The sequence below is a fragment of the Streptomyces coryli genome, from assembly GCF_011044975.1.
GTDB classification, from domain to species: domain Bacteria; phylum Actinomycetota; class Actinomycetes; order Streptomycetales; family Streptomycetaceae; genus Streptomyces; species Streptomyces coryli.
This window is the reverse complement of sequence record NZ_JAAKZV010000006.1, coordinates 1-17,251: the sequence shown is the minus strand read 5'-3', so window position 1 is coordinate 17,251 and position 17,251 is coordinate 1. Positions and strand designations below refer to the sequence as shown.

Below are 17,251 nucleotides of genomic sequence, written 5' to 3'. Positions count from 1 at the left end.
AGCCTGCGGTGGTACGGCGCGGTTATCAAGACGCGAGCAGCAGGAACTCGCGTACGGCCGCGACGAACTCGTCCGGGCGGGTGGCGTGCACCAGATGCCCGCCCCCGATGGTGATCAGCCGGGCGTCGGGGATGCGGGCGGCGGCGTCCTTGAGGTCGGCCTCCGGCAGGAAGCTGTCCTCGCCGCCCCAGATCAGCAGCGTGGGCGCGGTGATGTCGGCGATCTGCTCGTACCAGCGCGGGTCCGGCTCATTGCGCTGCGGCACGATCTGGACCTTCGCCTCCCAGTCGAAGCCCGGGTCCTCGGGCCGCGGCGGCACCTCCTGCGGCGGCACGGCCGGGACGAAGGCGGGCGCCTCCTCCAGGACCAGGCGGCGGACCAGGTCGGGCCGGCGGACGGCGACGAACTGGGCGGCGATGCCGCCGAGCGAGTGTCCGACGAGGTGTACGGGGCCGAGGCCGAGGCCGCCGATGAAGCCGGCGACGTCCTCGCCGAACTGCGGGAAGGCGTACTCCCCCGGCCAGTCGCTGTAGCCGTGCCCGCGCAGATCGACGGCGAAGACCTGCCAGTGGGCCGCGAGGTGCGGCGCGATGCGGTCCCAGTCGGCGCCGCTGGCGCCGAGCCCGTGCAGCAGGACCAGGGGCGGCGCCTCGGCGCGGCCCCAGCGGCGCGCCGCGATGGTGGCGCCGCTCCCCCGGACCGTGATCAGCTCGCTCATACGTGCCGACGCTACCCGGCCAGGAAGCCCTCGACCACAGCGGTGAAGCGGGTGGGGGCATCGAGCCACGGATAGTGCGCGGCGCCGGGCAGCGCGGCGGCCTCGCCGGCCGGGAAGAGCGCGGCCGCCTCGCGGGCGGTGCGGGGGCGCGGATAGCCGTCGAGCTCACCGGCGAGGACCAGGACGGGGGCGGCGAGGCGGGCCGCCGCCGCGCGGGAGGCGTCCGGGTCGTCGGCGCCCGCGAAGGCCGCGGCGGCCTCGAAGTTGAACTGCCGCGTCCGCCCGGCGGCATGCGCCTGCGCGGCCGCGTCCCACCGGCCGTAGGTGAGCGGCCGGACCGCGTCCATGATTTCAGGCCCCGGCGCCTCCCCCGCCGCCAGCGCGTCCAGGGCCGCCTTCGCCTCCGGGTACCAGGGCTCGTCGGTACGCAGCTCCAGCGCCTCGCGGCGCATACCAAGATCGTCGCCGAGCCCGAGGTTCCACATCCCGGGCGTGACGAGCACCAGCCGCCGGATCCGCTCCGGGTGCGCGAAGGCGTACCGCGTGGCCAGCACCGCCCCCGCCGAGTGGGCGAGCAGGTCGACCGCGTCGAGCCCGAGGTGGGCCCGGAGCGCCTCGACGTCGGCGACCTGCCGGTCGACGCGGTACGTCCCCGCGTCGGCCGGCACCGCCGACTCCCCCGTACCGCGCAGGTCGAGCCGGAGCAGCGTCCGGTGGGCGGTCAGCCCGCCCAGGTCGCCGAGGTACTCCGACGCCCGCATCGCCCCGCCGGGCAGGCAGACGAGCGGCGGTCCTTCGCCCTCCTCGTGGTAGGCGAGCTGAGTCCCGTCGTACGAGGTGAAGATCGGCATCCGCCGATCGTGTCAGACCTTGCGCTCCCGCCCCACCCAATAAGGGTCTCGCAGCCGGCGCTTGTAGAGCTTGCCGTTGGGGTCGCGCGGCATGTGGTCGACGAAGTCCACCGACTTCGGCCGCTTGTAGCCGGCGAGCTGCTGCTCGCAGTGGGACAGGATCGCCGCCGCCAGCTCCGGCCCGGGCTGCTGGCCCTCGGCCGCCTCGACGACGGCCTTGACCTCCTCGCCCCAGTCGTCGTGCGGGATGCCGAAGGCCGCGGCGTCCGCGACCGCGGGGTGGGTGAGCAGCGCGGACTCGATCTCGGCCGGGTAGATGTTGACCCCGCCCGAGATGATCATGTCGATCTTGCGGTCGCGGAGGAAGAGATAGCCGTCCTCGTCCAGATAGCCGAGGTCCCCGACGGTGAAGAACTCCCCGATCCGGTTCTTCCGCGTCTTCCCCTCGTCCTTGTGGTAAGCGAAGCCGCCGGTCGACATCTTCATGTAGACGGTGCCGAGCTCCCCGGCAGGCAGCCGCTTCCCGTCGTCGTCGAAGATCGCGATCTCGCTGATCGGCCAGGCCTTGCCGACCGTCCCGGGCCGCTTCAGCCAGTCCTCGGCGGTGGCGTACGTGCCGCCGCCCTCACTGGCCGCGTAGTACTCCTCGACGCAGGTCCCCCACCAGTCGATCATCGCCCGCTTCACATGATCCGGGCAGGGCGCGGCGCCGTGGATGGCGTGCCGCATCGAGGACACGTCGTAGCGCGCCCGTACGTCCTCCGGCAGCGCCAGCAGCCGGTGGAACTGGGTCGGGACCATGTGCGTGTGGGTGCACCGGTACGTGTCGATCAGCCGCAGCATCTCTTCGGGGGTCCACTTGTCCATCAGCACCACCCGGTGCCCGATGTGCAGGGACGCGCCCGCGAACTGCAGCACGGCCGTGTGGTAGAGCGGCGAGCAGACCAGGTGCACGTTGTCGTCGAAGGGCCGGACACCGAAGATGCCGAGGAAGCCGCCGAGGTAGTTCTCCTCCGGCGGCTTACCGCTCAGCGGGCGCCGGATGCCGCGCGGCCGGCCCGTGGTGCCGGAGGTGTAGTTCATGACCCAGCCCATGGTGCGGTCCTCGGGCGGGGTGTCCGGCTGCCCGGCGAGGAGATCGCCGTACGGCCGGAAGCCCGGCACCTCGCCGACCGCGTACCGGCCCTCGGCCGCGAGTCCCGCCTCGTCCGCGGCCGCCGTCACCTCGGCGGCGAAGCGGTCGTGCCCGATGAGGACCTTGGCGCCGGAGTCGGAGACGATCCAGGCGATCTCCGGGCCGACGAAGTGGTGGTTGACCGGCACCAGATAGAAGCCCGCCTGGAAGGCGGCCAGGTAGGCGGTGAAGAGTTCCGGGCCGTTCGGCAGCACGACGGCGAAGGCATCGCCGGCGGTCAGGCCCGCCGCGCGCAGACCGTGCACCAGCCGGTTGCACTCGCCATGCAGCCGCGCGGCGGTCCACTCCTCGCCGTCGGGGGCGATCAGCACCACCCGGTCGGGGTCGGCCGCGGCCTGCGCCCAGAAGCCGTTGGGGGCCTGCGCTGTCATGCGTCGTTCCTCCCGGCGATCTCGTTGATACGGTCCACCGCGCGCTCGAAGCCGCGGGTGAGGTCGTCGAAGACCTGCTGCACGCTGCGTTCTGTGTTCATGGAGCCGACGATCTGCCCGACCGGGGTGCCGAGCAGCGGCTGCACCTCGTACTTCTGGATGCGGGACACCGCGTCCGCGACCAGCAGGCCCTGCAGCGGCATCGGCAGCGTGCCGGGCCCGTCCGGGCTGTCCCAGGCGTCGGTCCACTCGGTGCGCAGCTGGCGGGCGGGCTTCCCGGTCAGCGCGCGGGAGCGGACGGTGTCGCCGGAGCCGGCGGCGAGGAGCTTCTCGGTCAGCGCGCGGGAGTGCATCTCGGCCTCGGTGGTGGTGAGCCAGATCGAGCCGAGCCATACGCCCTGGGCGCCGAGGGCCAGGCCCGCGGCGATCTGCTCGCCGCTGCCGATGCCGCCGGCGGCCAGGACGGGCAGCGGGGAGACGGCCCGTACGACCTCTGGGGTGAGGACCATGGACGCGATCTCGCCGGTGTGGCCGCCGGCCTCATAGCCCTGGGCGACGACGATGTCGAGGCCCGCCTCCTGGTGACGCTCGGCGTGCCGGGCGGAGCCGGCGAGGGCGGCGACGAGCATGCCACGGTCGTGCGCCCGCTCGATCACGTCGGGCGGTGGCGAGCCGAGGGCGCTGGCGATCAGCTTGACGGGGTATTCGAGGGCGACGTCGACCTGCGAGCGGGCGACCGCCTCCATCCAGCCGGTGATCCGCCAGCCGGACTCGCCCTCCATGGCGGGGACGTCGTACTTGGCGAGGGTCTCCGCCACGTATTTCCGGTGGCCCTCCGGGATCATGGCCTCGACGTCGGCGATCGACACGTTCTCGACCTTCTTGGCCGGCATGACGACGTCGACGCCGTAGGGCTTGCCGTCGGTGTGCTCCTCCATCCAGTCCAGGTCCCGCGCCAGCTCCTCGCCGGCGCCGTAGCGGACCGCGCCCAGCACGCCCATGCCGCCCGCCCGGGTGATCGCCGCGGCCACCGCCGGGAACGGCGTGAAGCCGAAGACGGCGTGCTCGATGCCCAGCTTCCTGCTCAGTTCCGTCTGCATGGGCGCAGGATGCCGCAGCGGGCCGGACGAAGGAAGAGGTTTTCTGACACTGCGTCAGATTCCTTGGCCTCTTGACAGGGGCACGGCTCCGGCAGAAAGTTTCGGGCGGGCGTGGGAAGTTGGAAGAATTTTTCAGGAGCGCGGGAGGGGTGGCCGGAATGGCGGAGGGGCTCACACGCAGACAGCTGGGCGCGGCGTTCGGCGGGGCGGTGGTAGTGGCGGCGCTCGGATCGGGTACAGCTGGTGCGGTGGAGAACACGGAAGCCGGGAGCGGCGGCACGCTGCGCCGCGGCTCCGCACGACAGGCGGGGCTGCTGCAGGAGTGGCTGGACAAGCTGGTCGAGGACGCGCGGACGTTCCTCGGCCCCTCCCCCAAGTACCCCTGGTACGCGGGCGCGGTGATGCTCGCGGGCCGGGGCCGTACGGTCGCGCTGGAGAAGGCGATCGGCAAGGCCGTGCGCTATCAGCGCTACGACGAGGCCACGGACACGGGGATCGAATTCCCGCCGGACAAGCAGATCGACATGGCGCTGGACACGGTCTTCGACCTGGCGTCGGTCTCCAAGCTCTTCACCTCGCTGCTCGCCGTCCAGCAGATCGAGCGCGGCAAGGTCGAGCTGGAGGCCGCGGTCGCCTCATATCTGCCGGAGTTCGGCGCGGCCGGCAAGGAGGCCGTGACGATACGGCAGCTGCTGACCCACACCTCCGGCTTCACCTCGTGGATCCCGCTGTACGCCGAGCCCACCTGGGAGGCGAAGCTGCAGCGGCTGTGGAACCAGCCCCTCGCCAGCCCGCCGGGCACCAAGTACCTCTACTCCGACCTGAATCTGATCTCGCTCCAGCTGGTGCTGGAGAAGGTCACCGGCAAGAAGCTGGACGTGCTGCTGCACGACGAGATCACCGGGCCGCTGGGCATGACCAGGACCCGCTTCACCCCGCCCGCCCACTGGCAGCCGAAGATCGCCGCCACCGAGGACGCCCGCAAGCCCTGGTCGGGCCTGGACCGCGGCCTGGTGTGGGGCGAGGTGCACGACGAGAACGCCTTCTCCTTCGACGGCGTCGCCGGCCACGCGGGGGTCTTCTCCTGCGCCTGGGACCTGGCGGTGCTGGCGCGCACCCTGCTCAACGGCGGCTCGTACGGCCGGAAGCGGATCCTGAAGCAGGAGTCCGTGGACCTGATGTTCACGGACTTCAACACGGACTTCCCCGGCGACGAGCACGGCCTCGGCTTCGAGCTCTACCAGCACTGGTACATGGGCGCGATGGCCACGCCCGGCACGGCGGGCCACACCGGCTTCACCGGCACCTCACTGGTCCTCGACCCGAGCACCGACTCCTTCCTCGTGCTGCTCGGCAACTCGGTCCACCCCGTCCGCTCCTGGCGCTCCGGCAGCGCCCCGCGCGTCGCCACGGCGAACGACCTGGCGCGGGCGGTCCCGGTGCGCCCGCTGTCCGGCGAGAAGGCCTGGTTCTCCGGCATGGCCAGTCAGACGGAGGCGACGCTGACGCTGCCCGCGCTCGCCGTCCCCGGCCCGGCCACGCAACTCCGCTTCGGCCTGTGGTGGGACACCGAACCGGCCGCCGACGCGGTCTCCCTGGAGGCCTCCGCGGACGACGGCGCGACGTGGACCACCGTGCCCTTCACGACCCAGGCCCGCGGCCAGGACCCGAAGGCACACCCCGACGGCGCGGTCGACGGCTGGTCGGGCCGCGTCTGGCACCGGGCAGCAGCCCCGCTCACCGACTGGCACGGCAAGTCGGTACGCCTGCGCTGGCGTTACGTCACGGACCTGCGCTACGTCGGCCGCGGCGTCTACGTGGACGCCGTCCGCGTCACCGCCGGGGACGACATCCTCTTCGACGACTCGCGGCGTGGGGACGCGTCCCGTATCGAGGCGAAGGGGTGGACGGCCTCGGCCGACTAGTCGCGCGAGGCGGCGTATCCGACGGCGACGATGGCGAGCAGGACGTAGCCGAGGGTGCGCACCTCGTCCGGAGTCCAGTTGTTGCCGATCGCGGCCAGCAGAACGCTGAGGACGACGTACGGCCAGCCGGGTCCCGACGGCTTGCGGGGTGTGGCATGAGGACGGCTCTGAACGGGCATCATGGTCTCCTTGGTCCACTACGCGGGCTTTGAGCAGGTGCCAATGACCATGACCCGCCCGTTGGTTGGCCACCCCCGTCCGGGAGTAGGTCGGGATCGTCCGGACGTTGTCCGGGACGAAAGGGGCAGCACGAGCGCGGGTTGGGGGTCGGTGTGGTCTCGGAGTCGAAGGGCGGACGCCCCCGAGGGCCCATTCGCGCGGCCACCCAAGAGGTCCACGAGCTGGCCCATTTCCTGCGCGAGCGGGTCGACCGGAGCGGCAAGACGTACCGCGAGCTGACCAGCGATGTTTACGTGTCGCGCACCCAGATCTCGGAGTTCCTCAGCGGCAAGGTGCCCGGGGAGTCCTTCGTCGTGGCGCTCATTCGTGCCACGGCCGCGGAGGCATCGCTCAACGAACGTGACGAGAAGCGAGCACTGAAGCTGCTGAGCGCGGCCCGTCGCTCACTGTCCGCGGGCCGCCATCCGTACGAGCACCCGGTGATAGCGGGAGCGGACGGCTCTTTCGCCGCACCCCCTTCCCCGGCCGCAAGCCACGACCTCACCGGCGCCCTGACGCCGTCTCCCTATGGGCCGGGCACGGAGGTACTGCGGCTCATGCAGCGCCGCGCGGAGCTCGAGCTCGAGGTCGCCAGGCTCAAGAGTGAGCGCAAGCGGCTGAAGCTGGAGCAGCGGCATACCCGCGAGCTGCTCCGGATCCGTGAGGCGCTGGAGCGGGCCGAGGCCGAGCGCGACCAGGCCGTGGCGCAGCACTCGGAGGCCGAACAGTCCGCGGCACGTGAGCGCGGCCGGGTGCGGCATCTGACCCAGCAGCTGGAGTCGCTGGGGTTGTCCGGCGTTGTCCCGGACAAGGTCAACGGCCACGCGAACAAGGCGGACAACGCTGCGGACGGCGGTCCTGTCCCGGACAACGCAGGTCAAGCAGACGCCGGGGCTCGGGGAGGCCACGCCGCGGACGACCCGACCATGACGGCACGTCTTGCTGCCCACGCGGGCGCCGAGGCCGTGAACATGGACGACCTCAGGGAGATGTGGACGGAAGCAGCCGCGGCCGGGGACGCATTCCGCGCCACCGACGCGGTCCGCCTCTATTCCGGGCTCGTGGTCGCCCAGCGCCGCCTGCTGGGGGCGGATCACCCGGACACCCTGACCGCCCGGCACAACCTGGCCGCCTGGCAGGGCGAGGCAGGCAACGCCGCCGCGGCCGTAGCCGCGCTCACCGAATTGCTGCCGCACCGCGAACGCATCCTGGGGCACGATCACCGCGACACCCTCGCCACCCGCCACAACCTCGCCCACTGGCAGGGAGCCGCGGGCGACGCCCACGGCGCGGTGGCGGGTCTGTCCGCGCTCCTTCCCGACGCGATGCGGATTCTCGGCGCGGATCACCCCGACACCCTTGCCGTACGCCATGGCCTTGCCGTGTGGCGGGGCGAGGCCGGGGACGCGGACAGCGCCGTGTCCGCGCTGCGCGGGCTGCTCCGTCACCAGGAGCGGGTGCTGGGGGCCGGCCATCCGGACACCCTCGCCACCCGGAGCGATCTGGCGCAGTGGCTGGGCGTCTCGGGCGAGGTGGGCGAGGCGGTGGCGGAGCTCGCAGGCCTACTGCCGGACGCGCTGCGGGTGCTGGGGCCCGACCATGCGTACACCCTGATCATCCGGCACAACCTGGCCACCTGGCGCGGAGTGGCGGGCGACCCGGCGGGCGCGGCGACGCATCTGACCGAGCTGTTCCCGGTGACGGTCCGGGTGCTGGGCCGCCGGCACCCGCACACCCGGGCCATCCGTCACCAACTCGCCTTCTGGCAGGGGAGGTCGCAGGAATGAGCCCACAGGCAGCGGGCGGCTACCGGTCCCACCTCATCGCAGGGCGCTACCAGCTGACCGAGCAGATCGGCCGGGGCGGCATGGGCCAGGTCTGGCGGGCCCGGGACGAGGTCCTCGGCCGCATCGTCGCCATCAAGGAGATGGGCGGCCTTGACGGCGACGACGACGCCGGCATCGACATGCGCTACGAACGGGCCCGCCGCGAGGCGCGCGCGGCCGCGCGTATCGATCACCCCAATGTCGTACGGATCTACGATGTCGTGCACCAGGACGGCCGGCTGTGGCTCGTGATGGAGCTCGTCGCGGGGGCCACCCTGGCGCACATGGTGCGCGAGGAGGGGCCGCTGCCCGTCGCGGACATGGTGCACATCGGCCTCGGCCTGGCCACCGCGCTGCGCGAGGTGCATGCGGCCGGAGTGCTGCACCGCGACGTCAAGCCGGCGAACGTCATGCTGGAACCGGGCGGGCGCGTAGTCCTGATGGACTTCGGGATCGCCGTGCTCGAAGAACCCGGCGACACGACCCTGACCTCGACCGGAGCGGTCATCGGCACGGTCGGCTACCTGGCGCCGGAGCGAGTCAAGGGGCAGCCGCCGGGTCCGGCCTCCGACCTCTGGTCCCTGGGCGCGACGCTGTACCACGGGACCATGGGCCACGATCCGTTCCAGCGCACATCGACCTGGGCGGTCCTGACCGCCGTCGTCACCGACTCGATCGAGATCGACGCATCCGCGGGGCCGCTGGCACCGCTCCTGACCGCCCTGCTGCAGAAAAACCCGGACGCACGTCCCCCGGCGGCCACAGTGATCCACGAGCTGACGGCTTTGGCCGGGCCCCACCGATGGCAGGCGCAGGAGACCGTACGGGAGCGGCCGGAGCCCCCGCCGCGCGACGAGCCGGCCGCATCGTCCGCTCCGACGGCCGCGGCCCCGGCCATGCCGCGTACGACCGGCACGGCCGGGACGCTGGCACTGACCTCCCGCCCCGACCCGGCACAGCCACGCAGCTACATCCCACGACGGCCGGCCACCGCCTTCGCGCCCCGCCACCCCCGGTCCGGTGAAGTGGAGCCGGACGGTCGGCGGCCCGACTAGCTCTTCATCTGGTGCATCTGGAGGAGGTTGCCGCAGGTGTCGTCGAACACCGCGGTGATCACCGTGCCCATGTCCGCCGGCTGCTGGGTGAACTCGACGCCGAGGTCGCGCAGTCGCTCGTATTCCGCCTGCACGTCCTCCACGAGGAAGGTGGTGAACGGGATGCCGTCCTTGACCAGGGCCTCCTTGAAGGGCTTCGCGGCGGGGTGGCCGTCCGGCTCCAGGACCAGCTCGGTGCCGTCGGGGTTCTCGGGCGAGACGACGGTCAGCCAGCGGGGGCCGCCCATCGGGATGTCGTGCTTCTTCACGAAGCCGAGCACCTCGGTGTAGAAGCTGAGGGCCTTGTCCTGGTCGTCGACCATGACGCTCGACAGGTGGATCTTCATGTTCCGGTCTCCGGTGCGTGGGGCTCGAGCCAGCGGGTGACGATGTGCTCGAGCGGTTCGGTGGTGAGGTCGTGGAATTTGTAGCGGCCCTGGCGACGGGTGCGGACCAAGCCCGCGGACTCCAGCACGGCGAGGTGCTGGCTGATCGCCTGGCGCGACGACGCCAGGCCGTGCTTGGTCGTGAGCCGCGCGCAGATCTCGAACAGGGTCTGGCCGTTCCGCTCCGTCAGCTCGTCCATGATCGTTCTGCGGGTCGGGTCGGCCAGCGCCTTGAAAAGGTCATCCGGCACGCCTCCACCATAGGCAAGTCTTCACTTGCCTATCAAGTCGGGGGTCACGCTTCCAGTACCGCCATGGCCGCGTTGTGCCCGGGAATGCCGCTGACGCCGCCGCCGCGGACGGCGCCCGCGCCGCAGAGCAGCACGTTGGAGTGCGCGGTCTCCACGCCCCAGCGGCCCGCCTGCTCAGAGGCGTACGGGAAGGACAGGTCGCGGTGGAAGATGTTGCCGCCGGGCAGCCGCAGGTCCCGTTCCAGGTCGAGGGGGGTCTTGGCCTCGATGCACGGGCGGCCGTCGGCGTCGGTGGCCAGGACGTCGGCGAGCGGCTCATCGAGGACGGCGTCGAGCTGAGCGACGGTGGCCTTGAGCAGGGCGTCGCGGGCCGAGTCGTTGTCGGCCGCGAAGAGCCGGGCCGGGGCGTGCAGGCCGAAGAGGGTGAGGGTCTGGTAGCCGTCGCGGACCAAGTCGGCGCCGAGGATGGACGGGTCGGTGAGCGAGTGGCAGTAGATCTCGCTCGGCGGGGCCTGCGGCAGCTCGCCGGCGGCGGCCTGACGGTAGGCGGTCTCCAGCTGCCCGTAGTCCTCGGCGATGTGGAAGGTGCCCGCGAACGCCTGCCGCGGGTCCACGTCCCGGTCCTTCAGGCGGGGCAGGCGGCGCAGCAGCATGTTGACCTTGAGCTGGGCGCCCTCGGCGGGTTCCGGCGCCGGGTCGCCGAGCAGCTCGGCGAGCGCCTGCGGTGAGGCGCCGACCAGGACGTGCCGGGCGGCGACCGTGGCCTCGCCGTCCGCCGTCCGGTACGTGACCTCGGCCGTGCGGCCGTCGGTGGCGATCGCGGTGGCCTCGCAGCCGGTGGCGAGCTCGGCCCCGGCCGTACGGGCGGCGCCGGCGAGAGCGTCGGTGAGCGCGCCCATGCCGCCCACCGGCACATCCCAGTCGCCGGTGCCGCCGCCGATCACGTGGTAGAGAAAGCAGCGGTTCTGCCGCAGCGACGGGTCGTGGGCGCTCGCGAAGGTGCCGATGAGGCCGTCGGTGAGGACGACGCCGCGGACCAGGTCGTCGGCGAAGGTCGCCTCGACGATCTCGCCGAGCGGCCGCTCGAAGAAGGCCTCCCAGGCGGCGGCGTCGCCGATCCGCTCACGCAGCTCGCCGCGGCTGGGCAGCGGCTCGGTCAGGGTCGGGAAGACCCGCTCCGCGAGCCGCTGCGTGCTGCCGTAGAAGCGCTGCCAGGCCTCGAACTCGCGGTCGTCGCCGGTCAGCCGGGCGAAGGACTCCCGGGTGGCGGCGGCGGAGCGCTCCACCAGCAGGCCGGTGTCCCGGCCGCCGCGCCGGGTCGGGGTGTAGGAGGACACCTCGCGCTTGCGCACCGCGAAGCGCAGCCCCAGGTCGTCGACGATCTTCTGTGGCAGCAGGCTGACCAGGTACGAGTACCGGGAGAGGCGGGCGTCGACGCCGGCGAAGGCCTGGGTGGAGACGGCGGCGCCGCCGGTCCGGTCCAGGCGCTCCAGCACCAGGACGGAGCGCCCGGCGCGGGCGAGGTAGGCGGCGGCGGTGAGGCCGTTGTGACCGCCGCCGACGATGACGGCGTCGTACGAGGTGGTGCGCATGGCCCTTCGTAACACGCGGGGGTCCCCGCAGGCCAGGAAGGGATGCCGTCACGAGAGCAGGGCGAGCAGTTTCGGGGTGTAGAGGGCCTCCGCGGAGGCGATGCCGGCGACCATGTCGAAGTAGATCGATGTGAGTTCCGGGTCCGAGCGCACCGCGCGCAGCAGGGCGAGGCGTTGCTCGTGGGGTGTCAGCCGGGCCACCGCCAGGGTGGCCTCGTAGCCCGGGAGCAGGGCGGCGTCCCGCTCCGCGGCGTACGCGCCCAGCGCCCCGTCGAGGGTCGGCGGGGCGCCGTCCAGGTGCGCGCCGATGTGGCGGACCAGGGATTCCGCTTGCTGGAAGGCGTCGGAGATGCCGCGGGCGGTGATGGAGTCCTTGTGGTGTCCGGCGTCGCCGACCAGGGCCCAGCCGGCGCCGGCCGGCCGGCGGAAGAAGTTCTGCTGGTCGCCGGTTCCCCGGAGGCGCTCGAGGGGGCGTTTGCCCGCCAGCCGTTCGTGCAGGGCGGGCGCGCAGCGGCGTATCTGGTCCGCATAGGCGCGGTGGATGCCGGTGCGGATATCGCGGAAGCGGGACTGCGGGAAGTAGGCGAGTACGAGGGTGGCGTCGTCGTTGGTGGGCACCGCGCCGACCCAGCCGTCCGGTATCTCGTACAGCTCCAGTGCCGCCGTGACGTCCTCCCAGTACGTGTAGTAGGCGCACGTCAGCTTGGGGTGCCGCGCCGTGAAGGGGGCGTCGCAGAGCCGGGCGACGGTGGAGCGCATGCCGTCCGCGCCGATCACCAGGCGGGCCCGCTCGGCAAAGGGCCGGCCGCCTCGCCGTCCTTCCACGCCGGTCACGCGTCCCAGGCGGTCGCGCAGCAGTCCCGTCACCGCGCAGCCGGTGCGCAGCTCGACGCCGGCCGCTAGCGCCCCGTCCACCAGCACGGCGTCCAGGACGCGGCGGCGCGGGGCGTAACCGGAGCGCTGGCCCTGCACGCCCCGCGCGCATCCTTCGAGGCGGATGTCCGCCACCTCGTAGACCGCGCGGTCCAGCGGCGGGCAGCCGGAGGCCCGGACGGCGTCGAGCAGCCCCCAGCGGGCGAGTGCCGCGACGCCGGGCTGGTGAATGAGGTGGGTGGAGAGGGTGTCGGAGGGGAAGGACGCCCGGTCGAGCAGCAGCACGCGATAGCCGGCGCGAGCGAGCAGCATGGCCGTGGGTGACCCGGCGCAGCGGGCGCCGACCACGATGGCATCGAACATGGCGGACCTCGCTCGGGACTTCGGAGCTGTCGGGTTTCGGAGGCTGTCGGGCTTCGGAGCTGTCGGGCTTCGGAGCTGTCGGGTTTCGGATGCGGCCGGCGTCAGCGCCGGGGCACCCCGGTGAGCGCCGCGCGCAGGGCGTGCCGGTCGAGCTTGCCGTTCGAGTTGAGCGGCAGCTGGGCGAAGGCGGTGATCCGGTGCGGGAGCATGTGCGCTGGCAGGCGGGTGGCCAGGGCGTCATGGATCGGGCCGGAGCCGGCGCTGCCGGTGACCGCCGCGGCCAGTTCGGGCTCCCCGTCCGGGCCCGGTACGGCCAGGACGACCGCATCCCGTACGGCGTTCACCTCCCGCAGGGCCGCCTCGATCTCCTCCAGCTCGATGCGGTGTCCCCTGATCTTGACCTGGTGGTCCGTACGCCCCAGGTGCACCAGCTGACCGTCGCGCAGGGTCACACGGTCTCCGGTGCGGTACCAGTGCCGCTCGGTCGGGTGCGGGCGGGCGGGAGGAGCGGCCGCGTCGCCCTCGTCGAGCAGGGCGAACCGCCCGGCGTTGTCCCGCGCGTCCAGGTAGCCGGGGAAGCGCTGCGGTCCCCGGAGATACAGCTCGCCGGTGGTGCCGGGATTCCCGTTCTCGTCCAGGAGGGCGGTTTCCACGGCGGGGAAGCCCGTGCCGATCGGAGCCGTTCCGTTGGGTGTCAGGGGCCAGTCCGCCACGGAGCGCGGAAACCGGTAACCGGTGGAGATGACCGTGACTTCGGTCGGCCCGTAGACGGCCTCCAGCCGTCCGTCCGGAGCGGCCGCCTGCCAGGCCCGCAGGGCGTCCATCGGAACCGCCTCGCCGCCGAACCGGCTCCAGCGCAGCGTGGGCATGGCGCCCGGCGTCAGCGTGCCAAGACGCAGCGCGAAGGACATCAGCGACGGCACCGAGAACCAGTGCGTGATCCGGCGGTCGTTGATGAAGGAGACCGGCGACAGGAGCGGGCCGCCCGTCGGTACGACGAGCGTCCCCCCGGAGCCCCAGGCGACGAACATGTCGTACACCGCGCCGTCCGACGTCAGCGGCCAGGCCTGCGACAGCCTGCTGCCGGGCCCGGCCTCGCTCCCGGGCACCGCATGAGACAGCAGCGCGCAGACGTTCCGGTGACGGATCGGCAGCCCCTTGGGGGCGCCGGTCGAGCCCGAGGTGAAGATGACGTACGCGAGGTCGTCGCCGGACGACGGACACGGCGGCACCGGCCCGCCGCCGGTGCCGGGCTCCGCCAGGTCGCGCGGTCCCGCCACGAGCAGCGGGACCCCGGGGCCGGAGCCGGCTCCGCGGGGGTCGGCCAGCACCAGGTCCACACCCGCGGCGGCGGCCATCGCCTTGGTGCGTGCCGCCGGGTACTCCGGGTTGAGCGGTACGACCGCGGCTCCGGCACGGAGCACAGCGAGGTAGCCGGCGTACGTGGTGACCGAGCGGTCCGTCAGCAGCCCGACCCGCCGGGGCGCGACCCCGCCGTTGGCAGCGATCAGCCGGCCCGCGAGCCGTTCCGCCAGGTGCCGCAACTCCCCGTACGACAGCCGCTCTTCGCCCGCCTCCAGCGCGGTGTGCGCATCGCCGAAGCGGTCGGCGGAGCGGGCGAACCACTCGTACAGGTTCCGCGGAACGCTCATGCCGACTGCGCCTCCACCGCCTGGAGCCACTGCCGCAGCGCGCCCACCGAGCGCAGGGCGGCGAGCTCGTCCGGGTCGACCTGATGCCCGTACCTGCTGGACAGGTCGACGACGATCCGCACCTTCGCCAGCGAATCGATGCCGATCTCGGACAGCTGCGAGCTCTCCGAGTAGGCGGTGCGCGCGTGCTCCCGCAGCACGCTGGTCACGAGGTCACCGGCGGCTGCCCGCGGCGCCGGTGCGCCGGGCCCGTAGTGCCGGATACGCCAGGGATGACCGGGCACAGGAACGAAGCGGCCCGGAGGCTCGAACAGCCCCTCCCAGTCGACCACTTCACCCGCGCGATACCGGCGGGCGGCCTTCGCCGCGCTGCCCGAGCCGTCGCCACCGTCGGAGCCGGACTCGCTCAGCGCCGCGATCAGCTCCTCGTGCGAAGCCCCCACGACGGCCGCCCGGAAGCGATGGTGCTCCCGCCGTACCGCCGCGGTGAAACAGATGTCGCGGAGGGCGTGCCCGGCCCCCGGCCCTCCGGGCCCGAGGTACTCCACATATGCCCGGGCCAGCTCCTCCAGCGCCGCGGGCGACCGCGCGGACAGCGCGAGCACGTACGCCGTGTCCTCCTGCGGTGTCGCGACGGCGGCAGCGACTTCCGCATCCGCCTGCCGGACCACCAGATGCGCGTTCAGACAGGATGCCCCCTGCCCGGAGACACCCGCCACCGCCGGCCGGCCACGATCCGGCAGCTCCACCAGCCCGGCCGGTACGGACAGCGGCAGCGTGTCCCAGGCGACCTGCGGATGCGGGGTGTTGAGGTGGAGGCTGGGCGGGACCTGGCCGTGTTCGAGGCTGAGCACGGTCTTGATGAGCCCGGCGATACCGCCCGCGGCCTCCGCGTGGCCGATGTTCGTCTTGACCGAGCCGACGAGGCAGGGCCGGTCCGCCGGGCGGCCCTCGCCGAGCACCTCGCCGATCGCGTTCAGCTCGATCGGGTCGAACGTCGGTGAGCCCGCCCCGTGCGCCTCGACGAAGTCCACGTCGGCCGGGGCCACCCCGGCGTCCGCATAGGCCCACCGGAGCACGTCGGTCTGGCCCTCCGGCGAAGGGATGAGGGGCGATCCGCTGGTGCGGCCGTCGTTGCCGACGGCGCTGCCCTGGATCACCGCCCGTATCCGGTCCCCGTCGGCGAGCGCGGCGGCCAAGGGCTTGAGGACGACGACACCCACGCCGTCGCTGGGCGCGAATCCGTCGGCGTCCGCGTCGCCGAACTTGCTGCGGCCGTCCGGGGCCAGCGTCCCCGCCTGCGTCATCATGACGCCCTCGTCAGGGCGCAGCGCGAGGTTGACCCCGGCGGCCAGCGCCAGCGGGATCTCGCCCGCACGCAGGCTCTGCACGGCCGTGTGGACGGCGACCAGAGAGGACGAGCAGGCCGTGTCCACCAGCAGACTCGGGCCCCGGAAGTCGAAGGCGTAGGACAGCCGGGCCGGCAGCAGCGCACGGAAGTTGTCGAACAGGGACGGGGTCACGGAGCGCAGCCCCTGCCGGAACTGGCCTTCCAGATGGTCGCCGCGGGTGTTCCCGACGAAGACGCCGGTCCTGCTGCCCGCCAGCCGCCGCGCGGGCAGGCCCGCGTCCTCCAGCGCTTCCCACGCGGTCATCAGCAGCAGCCGCTGCTGCGGGTCGAGCGCCGCGGCCTCGCCGTCCGACATCCCGAAGAACGCGGCGTCAAAGCCCGCGATATCCGCCACATAGCCCGCGCGGCGGCTCCCGATCGCCCCCGACCGGGGGCTCGGTGCGTACAGCGCGTCCACGTCATAGCGCTCGGCCGGTGTCTCGCCGGTGGCGTCGACACCGTCGCGCAACAGCTCCCAGAGCTGGTCCGCGCCCACGGCGCCGGGCAGCCGGCAGGACATGCCGATCACCGCCACCGCACGCGAGCGCACTTCCCCCGTTGATTCGCTCATGTTCAGGCATGGTTCAGGAGCCAGCGGACGGAGGCGATAAGTTTCGGTCTTCGCCGAATTACCGGCCCGTGGTCCCCTGGCCCGCCGCCAGCCGCCGCAGGCACTCCGTCTCGTCCTGGCGGCTGGCCTCGGTGTCGGGGTGGGCCGGGCCCAGCACGCGGGTGCGGGCGTCGGCGACGGCGCGGTAGTGGGGCAGCGCCTCCTGCCAGCGGGCCAGCCAGCCGAGGGCGACCGCGATCTCGCGGCGGCTCACCAGGGTGTCGGGGTGCTCGGCGCCGAGGACCCGGTCGCGGGCGGCGTGCACCTCGCCGGCTTCTGCCAGGGCCTCGTCCCAGCGGCCGAGCCGGCCGAGGCTGACGCCGACGCAGTAGCGGGAGCGCAGCGTCTCGGGCGCGTTGGCGCCGTGGATACGGGCCTGGTCGGCGGCGAGCGCGCGGTAGTGGTCGAGGGCCTCGGTCCAGCGCTCGGCACGGCCGAGGGCGACGCCGGCCTCGTGCCGGCGCGCGAGGTCGGCGAGGACGTCGTGGGCCGGGGCGGCCGCCGGCGGGTCGGGGGCGGCAGGCGCGGCCCGGCCGCCGGTGGTCCAGACGGCGTTGAGCGCGGTGACGGGCGACGCCGGGGTCGGCCGGGCGCGGCGCCCGATCGCCGCCAAGCCGGAGTCGACGCCGGCGGCCCAGGCGGGAAGCGGCCCGCCGGGGCCGGGTTGCGCCGCAGTGGATTCAAGCGGCGTTACGGGCTCCACGCCGGCGCCCGGCGGCGTCGGCCACCCGCCCCCGGGTGCCGCCCCCCTGTCTCTTCTACACATCTCCGAGCGCACGAGACATGAATCTAACTCGTATGCCGTCTTCTTCTTGAAAAACACAAAACATGAGAG

Annotated in this window: 14 protein-coding genes and 1 pseudogene; 3 read left to right on the top strand and 12 right to left on the bottom strand. The window is 72.9% G+C overall.

The genetic code is table 11. The annotated features are described in order from the left end of the window. Nucleotides 1-25 precede the first annotated feature (25 nt). The 4 genes from G5C51_RS03005 to G5C51_RS02990 are packed head-to-tail and all read right to left on the bottom strand — an operon-like array spanning nucleotide 26 to nucleotide 4,235. Entirely contained in the window at nucleotides 26-718 is a 693-nt protein-coding gene (locus G5C51_RS03005; protein ID WP_165231092.1) for an alpha/beta fold hydrolase, read from the bottom strand. An 11-nt stretch (nucleotides 719-729) separates the two neighbouring features. Further along, entirely contained in the window at nucleotides 730-1,569 is an 840-nt protein-coding gene (locus G5C51_RS03000) for an alpha/beta fold hydrolase (protein ID WP_165231089.1), read from the bottom strand. A 12-nt stretch (nucleotides 1,570-1,581) separates the two neighbouring features. Further along, entirely contained in the window at nucleotides 1,582-3,135 is a 1,554-nt protein-coding gene (locus G5C51_RS02995; RefSeq protein WP_165231086.1) for an acyl-CoA synthetase, read from the bottom strand. After that, nucleotides 3,132-4,235 (bottom strand): NAD(P)H-dependent flavin oxidoreductase, encoded by a 1,104-nt coding sequence (locus G5C51_RS02990; RefSeq protein WP_165231083.1) that lies wholly within the window; start codon nucleotides 4,233-4,235, stop codon nucleotides 3,132-3,134. Before G5C51_RS02990 ends, G5C51_RS02995 begins: the two co-directional genes overlap by 4 nt. Nucleotides 4,236-4,393: 158 nt before the next feature. On the opposite strand from G5C51_RS02990, the gene G5C51_RS02985 reads away from it, so the two are divergent. Further along, entirely contained in the window at nucleotides 4,394-6,160 is a 1,767-nt protein-coding gene (locus G5C51_RS02985; RefSeq protein WP_165231080.1) for a serine hydrolase domain-containing protein, read from the top strand. On the opposite strand, the gene G5C51_RS02980 is transcribed toward G5C51_RS02985, so the two are convergent. Beyond that, nucleotides 6,157-6,339, bottom strand: a complete 183-nt coding sequence (locus tag G5C51_RS02980) for a hypothetical protein (protein ID WP_165231077.1) — start codon at nucleotides 6,337-6,339, stop codon at nucleotides 6,157-6,159. The genes G5C51_RS02985 and G5C51_RS02980 overlap by 4 nt on opposite strands. A gap of 153 nt (nucleotides 6,340-6,492) precedes the next feature. Between G5C51_RS02980 and G5C51_RS43955 the strand changes: the two genes are divergently transcribed. Together G5C51_RS43955 and G5C51_RS02970 are read left to right on the top strand one after the other, a co-directional pair. Beyond that, complete coding sequence (locus tag G5C51_RS43955; protein WP_165231074.1) at nucleotides 6,493-8,166, top strand: tetratricopeptide repeat protein; 1,674 nt, start codon at nucleotides 6,493-6,495, stop codon at nucleotides 8,164-8,166. Next, nucleotides 8,163-9,260: a serine/threonine-protein kinase gene (locus G5C51_RS02970; RefSeq protein WP_165231071.1), complete on the top strand. Its 1,098-nt coding sequence runs from the start codon at nucleotides 8,163-8,165 to the stop codon at nucleotides 9,258-9,260. The genes G5C51_RS43955 and G5C51_RS02970 overlap by 4 nt, the downstream gene beginning before the upstream one ends. Here G5C51_RS02970 and G5C51_RS02965 read toward each other — a convergent pair. The 7 genes and pseudogenes from G5C51_RS02965 to G5C51_RS42795 form a co-directional block, all read right to left on the bottom strand. Beyond that, nucleotides 9,257-9,646, bottom strand: a complete 390-nt coding sequence (locus tag G5C51_RS02965) for a VOC family protein (RefSeq protein WP_165231067.1) — start codon at nucleotides 9,644-9,646, stop codon at nucleotides 9,257-9,259. The genes G5C51_RS02970 and G5C51_RS02965 overlap by 4 nt on opposite strands. Beyond that, nucleotides 9,643-9,936 (bottom strand): metalloregulator ArsR/SmtB family transcription factor, encoded by a 294-nt coding sequence (locus G5C51_RS02960; protein ID WP_165231064.1) that lies wholly within the window; start codon nucleotides 9,934-9,936, stop codon nucleotides 9,643-9,645. The genes G5C51_RS02965 and G5C51_RS02960 overlap by 4 nt, the downstream gene beginning before the upstream one ends. Before the next feature lie 44 nt (nucleotides 9,937-9,980). Then, entirely contained in the window at nucleotides 9,981-11,528 is a 1,548-nt protein-coding gene (locus tag G5C51_RS02955; protein WP_165231061.1) for a phytoene desaturase family protein, read from the bottom strand. Between the two features lie 48 nt (nucleotides 11,529-11,576). Beyond that, a complete protein-coding gene (locus G5C51_RS02950) occupies nucleotides 11,577-12,764 on the bottom strand; it encodes an NAD(P)/FAD-dependent oxidoreductase (RefSeq protein ID WP_165231058.1) in 1,188 nt (395 codons plus the stop codon). Nucleotides 12,765-12,865: 101 nt separating this feature from the next. Beyond that, the gene (locus G5C51_RS02945; RefSeq protein WP_165231055.1) at nucleotides 12,866-14,416 is read right to left on the bottom strand and encodes an amino acid adenylation domain-containing protein; all 1,551 of its coding nucleotides are present in this window, start codon (nucleotides 14,414-14,416) and stop codon (nucleotides 12,866-12,868) included. Continuing rightward, nucleotides 14,413-16,377 (bottom strand): beta-ketoacyl synthase N-terminal-like domain-containing protein, encoded by a 1,965-nt coding sequence (locus G5C51_RS02940; protein WP_165231052.1) that lies wholly within the window; start codon nucleotides 16,375-16,377, stop codon nucleotides 14,413-14,415. Before G5C51_RS02940 ends, G5C51_RS02945 begins: the two co-directional genes overlap by 4 nt. 58 nt (nucleotides 16,378-16,435) lie before the next feature. Then, nucleotides 16,436-16,885, bottom strand: a pseudogene (locus G5C51_RS42795) (tetratricopeptide repeat protein); the annotation flags it as partial. Nucleotides 16,886-17,251 lie beyond the last annotated feature (366 nt).